General features: G+C 41.8%; 15 protein-coding genes. 11 read left to right on the forward strand and 4 right to left on the reverse strand.

Going from position 1 to position 15,216, the window contains the following annotated elements:
- Positions 1-2 precede the first annotated feature (2 nt).
- The 5 genes from nqrE to nqrM all read left to right on the forward strand — a co-directional run bounded on the left by nqrE (position 3) and on the right by nqrM (position 3,305).
- A complete protein-coding gene (gene nqrE / locus G3341_RS04275) occupies positions 3-599 on the forward strand; it encodes an NADH:ubiquinone reductase (Na(+)-transporting) subunit E (protein ID WP_154623958.1) in 597 nt (198 codons plus the stop codon).
- A 15-nt stretch (positions 600-614) separates the two neighbouring features.
- Positions 615-1,841 (forward strand): NADH:ubiquinone reductase (Na(+)-transporting) subunit F, encoded by a 1,227-nt coding sequence (nqrF, locus tag G3341_RS04280; protein WP_154623957.1) that lies wholly within the window; start codon positions 615-617, stop codon positions 1,839-1,841.
- Positions 1,842-1,904: 63 nt separating this feature from the next.
- Complete coding sequence (locus G3341_RS20845; protein WP_255427370.1) at positions 1,905-2,036, forward strand: hypothetical protein; 132 nt, start codon at positions 1,905-1,907, stop codon at positions 2,034-2,036.
- Positions 2,030-3,061 (forward strand): FAD:protein FMN transferase, encoded by a 1,032-nt coding sequence (locus tag G3341_RS04285; protein WP_154623956.1) that lies wholly within the window; start codon positions 2,030-2,032, stop codon positions 3,059-3,061. The genes G3341_RS20845 and G3341_RS04285 overlap by 7 nt, the downstream gene beginning before the upstream one ends.
- A gap of 16 nt (positions 3,062-3,077) precedes the next feature.
- Positions 3,078-3,305 (forward strand): (Na+)-NQR maturation NqrM, encoded by a 228-nt coding sequence (gene nqrM / locus G3341_RS04290; protein ID WP_004923200.1) that lies wholly within the window; start codon positions 3,078-3,080, stop codon positions 3,303-3,305.
- A 127-nt stretch (positions 3,306-3,432) separates the two neighbouring features.
- Here nqrM and G3341_RS04295 read toward each other — a convergent pair whose 3' ends face one another.
- From G3341_RS04295 to G3341_RS04305, 3 genes are all read right to left on the reverse strand, one after another.
- Positions 3,433-4,344 (reverse strand): glycerophosphodiester phosphodiesterase family protein, encoded by a 912-nt coding sequence (locus G3341_RS04295; RefSeq protein WP_154623955.1) that lies wholly within the window; start codon positions 4,342-4,344, stop codon positions 3,433-3,435.
- Between the two features lie 23 nt (positions 4,345-4,367).
- Positions 4,368-4,898, reverse strand: coding sequence for an RNA polymerase sigma factor (locus G3341_RS04300; protein WP_163860765.1), 531 nt, complete (start codon positions 4,896-4,898; stop codon positions 4,368-4,370).
- 78 nt (positions 4,899-4,976) lie between these two features.
- A complete protein-coding gene (locus G3341_RS04305; protein ID WP_163860766.1) occupies positions 4,977-7,283 on the reverse strand; it encodes a TonB-dependent hemoglobin/transferrin/lactoferrin family receptor in 2,307 nt (768 codons plus the stop codon).
- A 172-nt stretch (positions 7,284-7,455) separates the two neighbouring features.
- Between G3341_RS04305 and dinB the strand changes: the two genes are divergently transcribed.
- The gene (gene dinB, locus G3341_RS04310; RefSeq protein WP_163860767.1) at positions 7,456-8,511 is read left to right on the forward strand and encodes a DNA polymerase IV; all 1,056 of its coding nucleotides are present in this window, start codon (positions 7,456-7,458) and stop codon (positions 8,509-8,511) included.
- Positions 8,512-8,556: 45 nt separating this feature from the next.
- Here dinB and pepD read toward each other — a convergent pair whose 3' ends face one another.
- Positions 8,557-10,017: a beta-Ala-His dipeptidase gene (gene pepD / locus G3341_RS04315; RefSeq protein ID WP_163860768.1), complete on the reverse strand. Its 1,461-nt coding sequence runs from the start codon at positions 10,015-10,017 to the stop codon at positions 8,557-8,559.
- A gap of 262 nt (positions 10,018-10,279) precedes the next feature.
- Here pepD and gpt point away from each other — a divergent pair, with 262 nt between their 5' ends.
- From gpt to proA, 5 genes are all read left to right on the forward strand, one after another.
- A complete protein-coding gene (gene gpt / locus G3341_RS04320; protein WP_154625101.1) occupies positions 10,280-10,744 on the forward strand; it encodes a xanthine phosphoribosyltransferase in 465 nt (154 codons plus the stop codon).
- 180 nt (positions 10,745-10,924) lie between these two features.
- A complete protein-coding gene (frsA, locus tag G3341_RS04325) occupies positions 10,925-12,175 on the forward strand; it encodes an esterase FrsA (protein WP_154625102.1) in 1,251 nt (416 codons plus the stop codon).
- Between the two features lie 70 nt (positions 12,176-12,245).
- Positions 12,246-12,647: a sigma factor-binding protein Crl gene (gene crl / locus G3341_RS04330; protein ID WP_163860769.1), complete on the forward strand. Its 402-nt coding sequence runs from the start codon at positions 12,246-12,248 to the stop codon at positions 12,645-12,647.
- Between the two features lie 116 nt (positions 12,648-12,763).
- Positions 12,764-13,867, forward strand: a complete 1,104-nt coding sequence (gene proB / locus G3341_RS04335; RefSeq protein WP_154625122.1) for a glutamate 5-kinase — start codon at positions 12,764-12,766, stop codon at positions 13,865-13,867.
- A gap of 2 nt (positions 13,868-13,869) precedes the next feature.
- Positions 13,870-15,123 carry a glutamate-5-semialdehyde dehydrogenase gene (gene proA / locus G3341_RS04340; RefSeq protein WP_163860770.1) on the forward strand — a complete coding sequence of 418 codons (1,254 nt, stop codon included), beginning with the start codon at positions 13,870-13,872 and terminating at the stop codon, positions 15,121-15,123.
- The last annotated feature ends 93 nt before the right edge of the window (positions 15,124-15,216 follow it).

Here is a 15,216-nt window from a genome sequence, read left to right on the forward strand (position 1 = left end):
CTATGGAACATTATATTAGCCTGTTCGTAAAAGCGATATTTATTGAAAATATGGCGTTGGCATTCTTCCTCGGTATGTGTACGTTTTTGGCGGTATCGAAGAATGTTAAAACTGCATTCGGTTTAGGTATTGCAGTGACGGTTGTCTTGGGTATTTCAGTACCAGCAAACAACCTAGTGTATAACCTAGTTCTACGTGATGGGGCACTGGTTGAGGGAGTTGATTTATCTTTCCTTAACTTCATTACCTTTATCGGGGTTATTGCTGCACTCGTACAAATTCTGGAAATGATTCTAGATCGTTATTTCCCGTCACTTTATAACGCATTAGGTATCTTCCTGCCGTTGATTACCGTTAACTGTGCAATCTTTGGTGGCGTCTCTTTCATGGCTCAGCGTGATTATAACTTTAGCGAATCTATCGTATATGGATTTGGCTCAGGTATCGGCTGGATGTTAGCGATTGTGTTGTTAGCATCAATTCGTGAAAAGATGAAATATTCAGATGTTCCGGCGGGTCTGAAAGGCTTAGGTATTACCTTTGTCACCACCGGTTTGATGGCACTGGGCTTTATGTCCTTCTCCGGTGTGCAGCTATAAAGGCGAGAAGAATTCATGGATATTATTATTCTAGGCGTAGTGATGTTTACCCTGATTGTCTTGGCGCTAACAGGTTTAATCCTGTTTGCTAAGTCCAAGTTAGTCAATACAGGGAACATCAAAGTTGAAGTTAACGGCGATCCTGATAAGAGCTTTGAAGCTCCAGCGGGTGATAAGCTGTTAGGTATGTTATCTAACCAAGGGATCTTTGTTTCATCTGCTTGTGGTGGTGGTGGTTCATGTGGCCAATGCCGCGTGCACATTAAAGAAGGTGGCGGTGATATTCTGCCGACCGAGCTTTCCCACATTAACAAACGTGAAGCAAAAGAAGGTTGCCGTTTAGCCTGTCAGGTGAACGTCAAACAAGATCTAAAAATTGAATTACCTGAAGAAATTTTTGGTGTTAAGAAATGGGAATGTGAAGTTATCTCTAATGATAATAAAGCAACTTTCATTAAAGAACTGAAATTGAAAATTCCTGATGGTGAAGTTGTACCATTCCGTGCAGGTGGATACATTCAGATTGAATGCCCGCCACACGTGGTGAAATATGAAGATTTTGATGTACCAGAGGAATACCGTGAAGATTGGGATAAATTCAATCTATTCCGTTATGTTTCTGAGGTAAAAGAGCCTACGGTTCGAGCTTATTCAATGGCGAACTACCCAGAAGAGCACGGTATTATTATGTTAAACGTGCGTATTGCAACACCTCCACCACGTAATCCAGATGTTCCACCAGGGATCATGTCTTCTTATATTTGGTCGTTGAAACCAGGTGATAAAGTGACTATTTCGGGTCCATTTGGTGAATTCTTCGCGAAAGAGACGGATGCAGAAATGGTCTTCATCGGTGGTGGTGCTGGTATGGCACCAATGCGTTCACATATCTTCGATCAATTAAAACGTTTAGATTCTAAGCGTAAGATCAGTTTCTGGTACGGCGCACGTTCTAAACGTGAAATGTTCTATACAGAAGATTTCGATCAATTAGCCGCTGAACACGAAAATTTCACTTGGAATGTTGCACTTTCCGATGCAATGCCGGAAGATAATTGGGATGGTTATACAGGATTTATTCATAATGTTCTGTATGAAAACTACTTGAAAGATCACCCCGCACCAGAAGATTGTGAATTCTATATGTGTGGACCTCCAATGATGAACGCAGCAGTTATCAAGATGCTCAAAGATCTTGGTGTGGAGGATGAAAACATCTTACTGGATGATTTCGGTGGTTAAGTAACCCTTAGTTGTTTGTATATACTTACATAGTTGAGGTGCAGTTAGGTGACAAGAGAATGAGTGTCTAAGAACAGGTTAATTCCTGTGACTAGTGCGAATGAACGTAGTCAGCAACACGGCAATCAACAATATGATGAGTATAGCGCCCGCTTATGTGGGCGCTTATTATTGAAGCAGAGAAAATTATGCTGAACAGAAAAGTGATAACTCCAGTGCTGCTGTTTGCAGCAACACTATTATTGGCGGCTTGCGGCGGACCTGAACAAGCTAACCTTCAGGGGCAGACGATGGGAACTTACTATTCCATCAAATATGTGGCTGATTCTTCCTCTCCAAGTAGTGAATCAATCCAAGCAGAGATAGATAAACGTTTGGAAGAAGTGAATGACCAAATGTCAACTTATCGTCCTGACTCGGAATTAAGCCGTTTCAACCAGTTCAAAGAAGTTAATGTTCCTTTTCCTGTTTCAGCTGCAACAGCAAAAGTGGTGAAAGAAGCCATTCGTATTAATGAGTTAACTAATGGGGCGCTGGATGTCACGGTTGGTCCTTTAGTTAATTTGTGGGGATTTGGTCCTGAGGGGCGAGTCACCAAAGCACCAACAGACAGTGAATTAGAAAAACGTCGTGCATGGGTTGGCATAGAGAAATTATCTGTACAAGGTAATAATCTGATTAAAACGATCCCTGAGCTTTATGTCGATTTATCTTCTATCGCGAAAGGTTATGGTGTCGATGTCGTTGCTGAGTATTTAGAGTCAGTCAATATTAATAACTATATGGTTGATATTGGTGGTGAAGTCCGTACGAAAGGGAAAAATGGTAAAGATGCTCCTTGGCGTATTGCGATTGAAAAGCCGACGACTGATGGGGTGAATCAAACCGCTCAGGAAGTGATCGAACCGGGTGATATGTCTATAGCGACATCGGGCGATTACCGTAACTATTTTGAACAAGATGGTGTCCGTTTTTCCCATACTATCGATCCAAAAACAGGGATGCCAATTAAACATAATTTGGTATCAATAACGGTACTTGCTCCAACTTGCATGAGTGCGGACGGTTTATCGACAGGACTTAATGTGCTCGGACCCGTTGAGGGTTTTGCCTTAGCTGAAAAGCTGGATATTCCTGTGTTTATGATCATCAAGACAGAAAAAGGTTTCGAAGAGCGTTACACTAAGGCATTCGAGCCATTTTTACAGAAAAAGCAGTAATTAGGAGGGTGTAAGAATGCTAAATGTTTTTATTGCAGCTTTCGTCCTGTTCCTACTGGCATTTCTCGGTATGTCACTTGGGTACATTATTAAGCGCAAGAGCATTCAAGGTAGCTGTGGTGGATTAAGCAGCATTGGTGTTGAAAAAGTGTGTGATTGCCCAGAGCCTTGTGATGCACGTAAGAAGCGTATGGCACGGGAAGAGGCTCGCCAAAAGGCACTTGAAAAACACCGTATTATTTAAAATCTGATAAGTATAATGATGGCCTTAGCTGTGAACTGTCACAGTTAAGGCTTATTTTTTATTTAGAGGCTATGCATTAGAGTTGATGCTCATAGCGTTAGGCTACTTTGATAAAGCAAGTTAAGAACTACTTACTGATTGCGTCTTTAAAGCTTTTAGGGGAATCAACCATCACCGCATCTGCGCCAATGTCTTTGGCTAATTGATAATCTTCCATACTATTGACACCAAATAGAACAATATGGGCTTGGCCATTTTTTCTAAAACAATCAATAGCTTCTTTATCCCATGATAATGTGGCAGGTGAGCGAGCCTCGCCTAATGTGTATTTCTCCACGACCTCGACTTTACGGTGTAATTCAAAGCCATACCAACGTGATTTAGATTGTCTATCGGTGGGGGCTGAACAATGATGATTCATAGCGCTATTAGCTAAGATGGTGCGTGTTTCATCACGGCCTTCAAAGGTATTAATTTTATCGGAGCGTTTGGTTAAGGCTTTGATGAATGCATCATTAGTTGAATAAAAGCGCGTATTTTTAAACGCATTATTTTTTTCAAGTAATGCATAAATAATATCGGCTTGCGTGGTTGGGTCTGCATCAGGGGATTTTAAATCAACATAAAATTGCGTGTTAGGGTATTTTTTTAATACGGATTCGAGTGTTGGGATCGTTGTTTGTAGTATGGGTAATTGACGATGATGTTTTTTGTTAAATTGCTCAGCGGCATTGAATGTGGCGAGTTGTTGTGCGGTGTACTGAGATATTAGCCCCTTTTGCGCGGTTAAGGCTTCTAAGTTACTCGGCCTATATAAAACAACGTGTTTATCTTTGGTCAGTTGGGCGGTTATCCAAATGATGTCAGCATTATTTTGTTTGGCGAGCTCAATTGCGTAAAGCGTATTCTCAGGCGCATCCGCAGTACCTGCCCGATGAGCAACAATTTGTAGCGAGTGGGCGAAACAACTTTGGCTGGAAAGAATTAACAAACCAGCGAATATCCCTTTTTTAATATATGGTGTTGTTATTTTTATCATATGTATTACCTGTAATAATTATCTCAATAAGTTAAATTGAATTCAGCGAACCTTTTTTGTAATACTTTTCTGGCTTCTTGTAAGTAGTACTTGATTGAATTAGGACTAACTTTTAATTGCGCCGCAATCTGTTGGTAGGTCATTCCTTCAAATTGGGCTAGCCGATAGGCTTGCTCAATGATTGTCGGTAGCTTAGCAAGTTGTTCAAACATGCGTTGCAACTGCTCCTCTAGTACCAATTGTGTTTCCAAGTGCCACTCAGGCTCAGGCTCCACCAGCAGATTGAGATATTTAGCTTCTATGTGTTGTCGACGATAAAAATTGGCAATATTGCGTTGTGCCAGCGTGTACATAAATGCTTTTGGAAAGTGTAGAGTTTGGCAGCGATTTGTTTCAATCGTATGAACAAAGACATCTTGTAAAATTTCACTTGCGATATCGTCGTTAGGGGTGCGAGCAAGAATATACCTAAGGAGATCAGGGGCATATTGCTGAAAGAGACGCTGTTCTTCTATTCGTGAGGTACTATTAGTAGAGAAAATTGGTGTAGTCATAAATAAAAATAATAATTATTATCATTTTTATTTTAAAGTCAATTATGGACCCTCAAAAAAGAGAGTCCATCCGCGATATTAAAAATATTTGGTGATACTTAAACGTACATCTCGACCCACACCGGATACGGATTCGCCAAGATATGGATAATAATCTTGCTCGAAAAGGTTAGTTGCAGTAACTCTGATCTCTGTATCAGGAATAAATTCAGGATTCCACTGCGCAAATGCGCCATACAGCGCATAGCCTTTGGATTTTGGGTATCCCCATGAGTCGGCTTTAGGGTCTCTATCTGCGGGTGAACGGACTTGATGTCCGACAAAGTCACCTGTTACACCAAAATGAGTATGCCATTGCGGTAATTTGTAACCTAACATGACATGTAAGGTATCGGGTGGAATTTCACCTATCCATGTTTTTTGTCCAAACCAGGGGTCACGAGGAGAGGCATCACGTTCACCTTTGATTGTGGAATAGGCCATTTTACCGAAAAGATTGGAACTATCATAAAATAGCTCAATCTCTAAGCCTTCAATGGTGTAGCCGGGTAAATTACGATAGTTCGAAAGGGGTCTCCCGCAATCGCCTGTACCGTATTTTTTTGCCTCACAATATTCACCACGGCGACGAAATATCTCATCTTTTCCTCTATTACGAAATAGCGTGGTACGTATTTGTAACTGGTCATCCGCTTGTATGACTTGGTCGAAGTCGACGATTGCACCCAAACGAATTCCATGCATACGTTCTTTACCTAGATTGCGGCTGCTGCCGGTTAAACTGCTATTAGCGAATTGCACTTCATACTGTTCATCAATAACAGGTGCACGCCATGTACGGCTAATATCACCAAATAGCGTGAGGTTAGGTGTTGTTTTCCAAAGGAGCCCCAAATGAGGCGAGATACCACTATAAGTGACGGAACGATAATCATGGCCGATGAGAGGGTCTTGCTCCATATAGGTTGCAGCTAAATTACCTTTACCCTTGTTGGTAACATAATCGTAGCGTACGCCCGGAGTGATTGTTAGCCTATTCCAAGTTATTGCATCTTGGATATATGCGCTGGTGGTTTCTTGGACTCCAGCAGGCATAAATTGCGGTTGAAAATAGCCATAATTATATTCAGGCTTATTGGCTTTTCCTGCATCGAACATCAAAATGCCACGATCATTCTTATGCCATCTTGCACCAATGGTAACTTGGTGTTCTAACCTCCCCGTATCGAAGACACTTTCATTATGAATATCAAAGAGTTGATCTATATAGTTAACCCAGCTTTTATTACCTAGGCTGGACGTTAAGAATTTAGACGCATTTTCTGGTCTAGTGTCATGCTGCTTGGTTTTTGACCATGCGTATGTGGCTGTTAGATTGATCAAATCACTATTTTCAGGGATAAAATTCCACTTCACGCTGTAGTTTTGATCTTGCTGATCTCGCTGTACCAATTTACGTTTGATCGCACCATCAAAGCCATATTGGTCGATCTCTCTTTGTGTTGGTGTGCTCAGTTCATCTCGTTTTGCAGCCCAAGGCACTAAGTTATCCGATTCTGAGCGCATTGCAGATAAACTGAGAGTGTGCTGGTCATTGAGGTAAATATTGCTTTTAATTAAATAAGATAATTGATCTGATTGAGAAAAACCGAATCGGCTCCCATCAGGACGACGTAAATCATCCCCTTTTCTTTTGCTGACATACAATAAGCCATCGGCAATCCCATTAAGCGTTTTGCCATATAAGGCTGAACTATAAATATTTTGACGGTCGTTGGTGTGATAGCTGTATTTAAACATCGCTCCGAAATGCTGTCCTGTCCGTAACAGGTCTTCAGGATCTTTGGTGGTGATTTTGACGGTTCCACCAAAGCCGCCATTGCCGTCCATAATGTTATGTGGACCTTTATCAACATCGATACGTTTGATGAGTTCAGGTTCGATAAACACTGAACCTTGGCGGTATTTTTCAAAGCCCTTGGGCGCATCATCAAGAGTGACTTTAACGTCTTCCATATCTCCCATCCCCCAAATATTGAGTGTTTGCCCTCCAGGGCGAGGGGAACCGGATGATGAGACCCCCGGCAACTGATCGACTAGCTCGGCCAGATTATTGGCTTGGGTACGTTCGATATCTTTTAATTTAAGCACTGAGCTGCCTGCGCCAACACTTGAATTTAAATGACCAACAACAGATAGGGCTGGAAATTGAATGGGTTGATCTTGTTCTTGTTTGTGCGATGCCTCAAGAACGGTTTCTGCTCCGTCCGCAGAGGCTGCTGTGGTAGCGATCAGTAAACTCGCAAAGGAGAGACGATTGAGCCTAGACAAAAAAGCACGTGTTGGTTTATCTATTTTTACTTGCTGAGTGGAATTTTTATTCATTATATTCTCGATAATTCACCATTCTTATCAATATCTACTATTAGTCGTTTGAGAACGTTTTTCCGGTAATGAAAATGATAATTATTTTTATATTGACGGTTTTTTTGAGGAATAATTGCACACCCAATAAATAAACTGTATATTTAAACAGTATCTATTCGGTGAGATTGTAATGCGTAAAATAATTCATATTGATATGGACTGCTTTTATGCCGCAATAGAAATGCGTGACGACCCTAGTCTACGTAATGTTCCTATTGCCGTGGGGGGGAGTGCTGAGCGTCGTGGTGTAATTAGTACAGCCAACTATGAGGCAAGGCGCTACGGTGTACATAGTGCCATGTCAACAGCGGTTGCATTAAGGTTATGTCCCCATCTAAAAGTTCTACCGGGTAGGATGGCTCTCTATAAAGAAACGTCTTTGCATATCCATAAAATTTTTTCTCGTTATACCGATTTAATTGAACCCCTGTCATGGGATGAAGCCTATCTAGATGTGACAGATAGCCAATACTGTCATGGCTCAGCAACACTGATTGCTCAAGCTATTCGTCAGCAAATTTTTGATGAGCTACAGCTGACTGCTTCAGCAGGGATCGCACCAATAAAATTTTTAGCCAAAATTGCTTCGGATTTAAATAAACCCAATGGGCAGTTTGTCATCACACCTCAACGTTTACCGGAGTTTGTGTTGTCATTACCGTTGAAAAAAATTCCGGGGGTTGGCAAAGTCACGGCGCAAAAGTTATCAGATATGGGATTGGAAACGTGTGCGGATGTGCAACATTATGATGCTGTCACTTTAATTAAAGCGATGGGGAAGTTTGGGCAGGTCTTATGGGAACGCTGCCATGGTATTGATGAACGGCCCGTTAATCCTGATAGATTGCGTAAATCTGTCGGTGTTGAACGGACTCTGGTGAAGGATATTTATCACTGGGAGGAGTGTTTGCCATTATTGGATAAGTTATATGAAGAGTTGGAAATCAGGCTGACAAAAGTAAAACCTGACCGGCGTATTGCACGCCAAGGCGTAAAAATAAAATTTAATGATTTCCAGCAAACAACTCAGGAACATATTTATCCAATACTCGATAAGCAAGACCTTGTACTTTTGGCTAAACAGGTTTGGGAAAATCGTCGCGAAAATCGAGGGGTTAGGCTGGTTGGTTTGCATGTGACTTTGCAAAGCCCACAATTAGAAAGGCAATTATTGTTAGAACTTTAAAGTACCCGCCCCAGTAGAGCGGATACTTTGATTAGCCGTCGTTCATTAGCCTTTAACTGGGATTGCTTTTAGAACCGCAGTCAATAGTTTCCAGTATTCACCAACACTTGCGATATGGACACGCTCATCGGGTGAGTGCGCACCACGAATGGTTGGTCCAATAGAAACCATATCCATGTCAGGGTAAGGTTTTTTGAATAGACCACATTCAAGGCCTGCATGGATCACCATAACGTTCGGCACCTTACCAAACAGTTTTTGATAAGTTTCACTCACGAGATGCATAACGGGGGAATTTGCATCAGGTTGCCAGCCTGGGTAGCTGCCTTCTGCACGGTATTTAGCTTGCGCCAGTTGACTCACAGAGGTGAGCATATTCACAACATAGTTTTTGCCACTATCGATTAAGGAGCGAACTAAGAAGATCACTTCTGCTTTCTCTTCTGTCATGGTAACAACGCCTTCATTGAGCGATGTCTCCACTACGCCTTTCGCCACATCACTCATGCGGATCACCCCATTTGGTGCGGCGTTTAAGAAGAATACAAAGCGTTTTTGACACTCTTCAGTGAGTGCCGTTAATGTTGTTTGAGTTTCTTCTAATAGCAGAACTAAGTTGGGTTCAACAACAGCGAGTTCATTTTGCAAGATAGCTTCATAACGCGCTCTGAGTGCGGTTAATTCAGCAACTTTATCTGCGGCTATCGCAATAACGACATGTCCTTCACGTGGAATGGCATTACGAACTGTGCCTCCTGTAAATTCTAGCAGTTTCAAGCCTAGCTCTTCTTGGTGCCCAGCAAGGAAACGCGCTAACAATTTATTGGCATTACCTAAACCTAAATGGACATCACCACCAGAGTGTCCGCCTTTTAGGCCTTTTAATGTCAGGGTAAAGGTTTTGTAACCTTGTGGTATCGCTTCGCGAGTCAGATCAAATGTAGCTGTAAAATCCACACCGCCAGCGCAACCCATATAGATTTCGCCTTCTTCTTCTGAGTCAGTATTGATCAAAATATCAGCTTGTAGCCATCCTGCTTGTAGACCAAAAGCGCCATCCATACCGGTTTCTTCAGTCATGGTTAATAGCACTTCAAGTGGCCCATGCTCAACGCTGTCATCAGCTAAGACGGCGAGGGCAGATGCCATGCCAATACCATTGTCGGCACCTAAGGTTGTCCCTTCAGCAGTAACCCATTCACCATTCACGTAAGGACGGATAGGGTCTTTGGTAAAGTCATGGACAGTGTCATTATTTTTCTGTGGAACCATATCAAGATGGGCTTGCAGAACAACAGGCTTACGATTTTCATAACCAGAGGTCGCGGGTTTGCGGATCAAAATATTACCCACTTGATCACGTTCTACATGAAACCCTTTTTGTTTTGACCATTCGATAATGTGTGTTGCTAGCGCTTCTTCATGGTGAGAAGGATGGGGAATTGAACAAATTTTGGCAAAAATATCCCATAATGGCTGTGGTGACAATTTGGCTAGTTCAGACACGTTGGATCTCCTTAAGCGACTTTGGTCTTATCTATTTTTAGCAACTTATTCTGCTTAAAAGGCGTAGCACAGATATTCAGGCCACACGATTAATTTTCTCAGCATACACCTAATTGTTATAAATAGTCAGTGCAAATAATATTAATTCATCACAATTATCCGTTTTTGCTGGTTTTTGCTGCGTCAAATCACTATAATCTCGCGCAACCTTTTTTCCGCAAGACACATTTCAGTATTACTCAGTAGTCGGGACCCGAATTTTATGAGCGAAAAATATGTCGTAACGTGGGATATGTTGCAAATACATGCCCGTAAACTCGCACAACGTTTATTACCTGTAGACCAATGGACCGGTATTATCGCGGTTAGCCGCGGTGGTCTTGTTCCAGGCGCACTTCTTGCACGCGAACTTGGTATCCGTCATGTTGATACTGTGTGCATCTCAAGCTATGACCATGATAACCAGCGTGAATTGAATGTGATTAAACGCGCTGAAGGTGATGGTGAAGGTTTCATTGTCATCGATGATCTTGTTGATACTGGTGGTACCGCAAAAGCTATTCGTGAGATGTACCCGAAAGCACACTTTGTCACGATTTTCGCTAAACCTGCGGGTCGTCCATTAGTGGATGATTACGTCGTCGATATCCCACAAAACACATGGATTGAACAGCCATGGGATATGGGGGTTGTATTTGTTAAGCCTCTGTGTGAACAAGAAAAATAAACTTTTATTGTTTTGAGTTAGATCTAAATGATAGGTAAAAATAACGCTAATATAGGGTGAGAATCCCTTTATACATTATGCTTAAAACATTATTACCTAATAAAATTCAATACAAAACGATAAGATAAGGGGATGCGATGGCATTCCCTTTTTATTTAGATCAACCAACAGGTTATTAGGATGACTCAACAAAATCTCTCCGAAAAACTGTTCAAACCAAAAGTTAGGCAGGTTGAAACATCGACACTCGTTTCTTATTCAGCCTATAGTGCGCCTATCATCAATAACCATTCTGTATTGAGTGGCTCGCAGCATGCCGGCTGGTATCGCATGATTAATCGTTTATTGTGGATTTGGCGAGGCATAGATGCGTTAGAAATTGAAGAGGTGTTGAGCCGTATTGCGGTAACTGACGCTGAACGAAGTGATGATAATTTGCTTGATACAGTCATTGGTAACCGCCGAGGAAACTGGTGTTTTGAATGGTCTCATCAAGCGATGCAATGGCAACAAAAAGCGTTGCAGTTTGAAGGTGGAGAAGCGGCAAGTAAAGCATGGTTACGCGCCGCGAATTTATACAGTATTGCCGCCTATCCTTTCATAAAAGGCGATGAATTAGCCGATCAAGCGGTCTTATTAGCCTGTAAAGCGTATGACAGCGCAGCACAATTTTCTCGTTATAAGTTGAAAAAAATCGCATTTAAGGTTGATGGTAATAAAGAAGTTTGTGGTTTTTTACACATACCTTCAACTGGGCAAGGTCCTTACCCAACGGTGATGGTATGTGGAACTCTCGATAGTTTACAAATCGACTATTGCCGTTTTTTCCGTGATTATCTTGAGCCGCTCGGCATTGCGATGCTGACATTGGATATGCCATCAATAGGTTATTCCATTAAATATAAGCTATCTCAAGAGACCAGTGCCTTGCATGAGCAAGTCGTGCGTCAATTAGATACCATTCCATGGATCGACCATACACGTTTTGGGCTGGTTGGATTACGCTTTGGGGCAAATATAGCCTTAAGGCTAGCTTATATGTGTCCTGAAAAAATTAAAGCGGTTGGGGTATTAGGTCCTATCGTGCATAGTTTATTGCATGAAGATAAATATCAGCGGGATATTCCGCGTATGGAATTGGACGTTTTTGCTAGCCGTTTAGGTATCTATCACGTTGACGGTGCAGCGTTACGTCATGAGCTAAGTTGCTATTCACTGAAAAACCAAGGATTGTTAGGGCGGCGCTGCCGAGTACCTATGATGTCAGTATATTGGAAAGGTGACATTTATAGCCCTAAAGCGGAATCGGATTTGATTATGCGCTCATCAATGGACGGTCATATGCTAACTTTACCCACAACACCGATTTTTGTGAATTATCAAAAAGCACTCAGCGAAACAGTTGATTGGTTAAAAAGTAAAATAGTTTAATTTTATTTAATGACTTGATTATTTTTTAACTTTTGCTAAAAAGGGATCTTCTCAAAAAGGAGATCCTTACATGGCGTTACCTAATGATTACTCTAATGGAAAGTATTTAAAAAAGTTTGCGGCTTTAGGACCTTATCTACGAGAAAAGCAATGTGTCGACGGTTGCTATTTTTTCGATAGTCTCACTGTTTGTGTTAATGTCAATATTGCGCCGGAAAAGCGTGAATTTTGGGGATGGTGGATGCAGCTATCGCCAAATGATAATGGATTTGAATATTTATACCATTTTGGTCTGTATAATAGCCAAGGTAATTGGCAAGCAAAGACCTTAAAAGACAATACAACCATTGATACTATTGAACAGAATCTCATCGCCTTTCACCAATCTCTTTCAAAACAGCTTGCGGAATTAGAGCTCTCTTTGTTTCCTTCTGCAAAAATGGCAGAATTTAAGCTGGAATTAAGCGTATAAAATTGTTTTAAACTAACTTTTGTTTAATTTAGCGTTATGCCTGTTGGCATAACGCGCTCCAGCTGATAAAAATAATAGCTAGTTTGTGTTTCTTTAATCTTAATGGCAGAAAAATGATGAAAAATAGCCAGACACTTGTTGTTAAATTAGGCACCAGTGTGTTGACAGGGGGTTCACGTCGATTGAATCAAGCGCATATCGTCGAGCTAGTCAGGCAATGCGCACAGCAATATGAAAAAGGGCACCGTATTATTATCGTGACATCGGGGGCAATAGCAGCGGGTCGCGAACATCTTAATTATCCCGAACTTCCCGCAACGATTGCATCGAAGCAGCTTCTGGCCGCAGTAGGGCAGAGCCGTCTTATTCAATTATGGGAAAGGTTATTCTCTATTTATGGCATCCATATTGGGCAAATGTTATTAACGCGTGCCGACCTCGAAGATAGAGAACGCTTTTTGAATGCGCGAGATACATTGCAAGCGCTGCTGGATAATGGCATTGTGCCCGTTATCAATGAAAATGATGCAGTCGCAACAGCAGAAATTAAAGTTGGGGATAATGATAATTTATCCGCCCTTGCTGCAATTCTTGGAGATGCAGATAAGTTACTACTATTAACGGATATTGAAGGATTATTTGATTCAGATCCTCGCAGTAATCCAAATGCTAAATTGATCCCCGAAGTGTATGGAATCAATGATGAGCTACGAGAAATGGCAGGCGGAAGTGTTACTGGCCTCGGTACAGGCGGTATGGCCACTAAGCTACAAGCCGCGGATGTGGCAGGAAGAGCCGGAATCGATGTCATCATTGCAGCGGGTAATAAACCTGATGTGATTAGTGCCGTTATTGAGAATATACCGGTAGGAACGCGCTTTTATGGGCAGAAAAACCCAATGGAAAACCGCAAACGCTGGATTTTCGGCGCCCCTGCTGCTGGCGATATATATATCGATGACGGTGCACAACTAGCCATTTTAGAAAAAGGCAGTTCCCTGCTTCCAAAAGGGATCAAGAAAATCGAAGGTGACTTTTCTCGTGGTGCCGTCGTGCGAATACGCAACATGGCCGGCAAAGACCTTGCTCATGGGGTAAGTCATTATAATAGTGATGCATTAAGAATGATTGCGGGTCATCATTCACAAGAGATAGGCCGCATACTTGGGTATGAACACGGCTCTGTTGCAGTCCACCGCGATGATATGATAGTGGGTTAATTATGTTAGAACAAATGGGAAAAGCGGCTCGTGAAGCCTCATGGCAACTCGCTCAATTAAATACCACACAGAAAAATGCGGTGTTAGAGCAGATAGCTGATCTGCTGGAACAAGAAAGTCGTGTCATTCTTGAGGCGAATAAAAAAGATATTGAACAAGCACAGGCAACGGGTATGTCGCCTGCATTACAAGATCGCTTATTACTGACATCTGAACGTTTAAAAAATATAGCTTCTGATGTGAGAAAAGTTTGCCAATTAGCAGATCCTGTAGGGCAAATTATTGATGGAAACCAACTTGATAATGGCCTAAATCTTCAGCGTCGTCGTGTGCCATTGGGGGTGATTGGTGTTATCTATGAAGCGCGTCCAAATGTCACTGTTGATGTTGCGGCATTATGTTTAAAAACAGGTAATGCAGCGATCTTACGGGGTGGTAAAGAAACTCACAATACCAATTTGGCTATCACTGAAGTGATCCAAAAAGCACTGAAAAATTGTGGGATATCCGCAAATGCGATCCAAGCGATTAATAATCCTGATCGTGAACTAGTGACTCAATTACTTAAATTAGATCGTTATGTGGACATGTTAATACCTCGTGGTGGAGCAGGTCTGCATAAATTATGTCGTGAACAATCAACGATCCCTGTTATTACAGGGGGCATTGGTGTTTGCCATACTTTTGTTGATGAGTCAGTGAATTTTGATAAAGCCATTGATGTGCTGATTAACGCTAAAGTTCAGCGCCCAAGTGCTTGTAACTCACTGGAAACAGTACTTGTTCACGAAAAAATTGCGGGTGATTTTTTACCACTACTGAGCCAAAAAATGGCGGAGCAACAGGTGACTCTGCATGCCAGCCAACAAGCGATGCCGTATTTACAAAATGGCCCAGCGAAAGTGGTTGCTGTCACGCCTGAAAATTTAGTGGACGAGTGGTTATCTCTTGACCTTAACGTTGAGGTGGTTGCTGGAATTGATGCTGCAATTAATCATATTCGCACTTATGGTACCGCGCATTCAGATGCCATTTTAACGGAGTCGATTAATCAAGCAGATTACTTTGTACAGCGTGTTGATTCAGCCGCAGTATATGTGAATGCGAGCACAAGATTTACCGATGGTGGGCAGTTTGGGTTAGGGGCTGAGGTAGCGGTAAGTACACAAAAACTTCATTCTCGAGGGCCGATGGGATTGGATGCGTTGACTACCTATAAATGGATTGGTTACGGCGACTTCCTGAACCGAGCTTAATAATTCAATAACAATAATTAGGCCACACTTAGCGTGTGGCTTTGTTTTTATGATGATTTGCCATTTTTAGACTGAGCCATTAAATCTATAACA

This window comes from Providencia vermicola (assembly GCF_010748935.1).
In the GTDB taxonomy this organism is placed as follows: Bacteria; Pseudomonadota; Gammaproteobacteria; order Enterobacterales; family Enterobacteriaceae; genus Providencia; species Providencia zhejiangensis.

Excerpts from the sequence above, each read along its gene's own strand:
- nqrE (WP_154623958.1), top strand. The coding sequence starts at position 3 with ATGGAACATTATATTAGCCTGTTCGTAAAAGCGATATTTATTGAAAAT.
- nqrF (WP_154623957.1), top strand. The coding sequence starts at position 615 with ATGGATATTATTATTCTAGGCGTAGTGATGTTTACCCTGATTGTCTTG.
- G3341_RS04285 (WP_154623956.1), top strand. The coding sequence starts at position 2,030 with ATGCTGAACAGAAAAGTGATAACTCCAGTGCTGCTGTTTGCAGCAACA.
- nqrM (WP_004923200.1), top strand. The coding sequence starts at position 3,078 with ATGCTAAATGTTTTTATTGCAGCTTTCGTCCTGTTCCTACTGGCATTT.
- G3341_RS04295 (WP_154623955.1), bottom strand. The coding sequence starts at position 4,344 with ATGATAAAAATAACAACACCATATATTAAAAAAGGGATATTCGCTGGT.
- G3341_RS04300 (WP_163860765.1), bottom strand. The coding sequence starts at position 4,898 with ATGACTACACCAATTTTCTCTACTAATAGTACCTCACGAATAGAAGAA.
- G3341_RS04305 (WP_163860766.1), bottom strand. The coding sequence starts at position 7,283 with ATGAATAAAAATTCCACTCAGCAAGTAAAAATAGATAAACCAACACGT.
- dinB (WP_163860767.1), top strand. The coding sequence starts at position 7,456 with ATGCGTAAAATAATTCATATTGATATGGACTGCTTTTATGCCGCAATA.
- gpt (WP_154625101.1), top strand. The coding sequence starts at position 10,280 with ATGAGCGAAAAATATGTCGTAACGTGGGATATGTTGCAAATACATGCC.
- frsA (WP_154625102.1), top strand. The coding sequence starts at position 10,925 with ATGACTCAACAAAATCTCTCCGAAAAACTGTTCAAACCAAAAGTTAGG.
- crl (WP_163860769.1), top strand. The coding sequence starts at position 12,246 with ATGGCGTTACCTAATGATTACTCTAATGGAAAGTATTTAAAAAAGTTT.
- proB (WP_154625122.1), top strand. The coding sequence starts at position 12,764 with ATGAAAAATAGCCAGACACTTGTTGTTAAATTAGGCACCAGTGTGTTG.
- proA (WP_163860770.1), top strand. The coding sequence starts at position 13,870 with ATGTTAGAACAAATGGGAAAAGCGGCTCGTGAAGCCTCATGGCAACTC.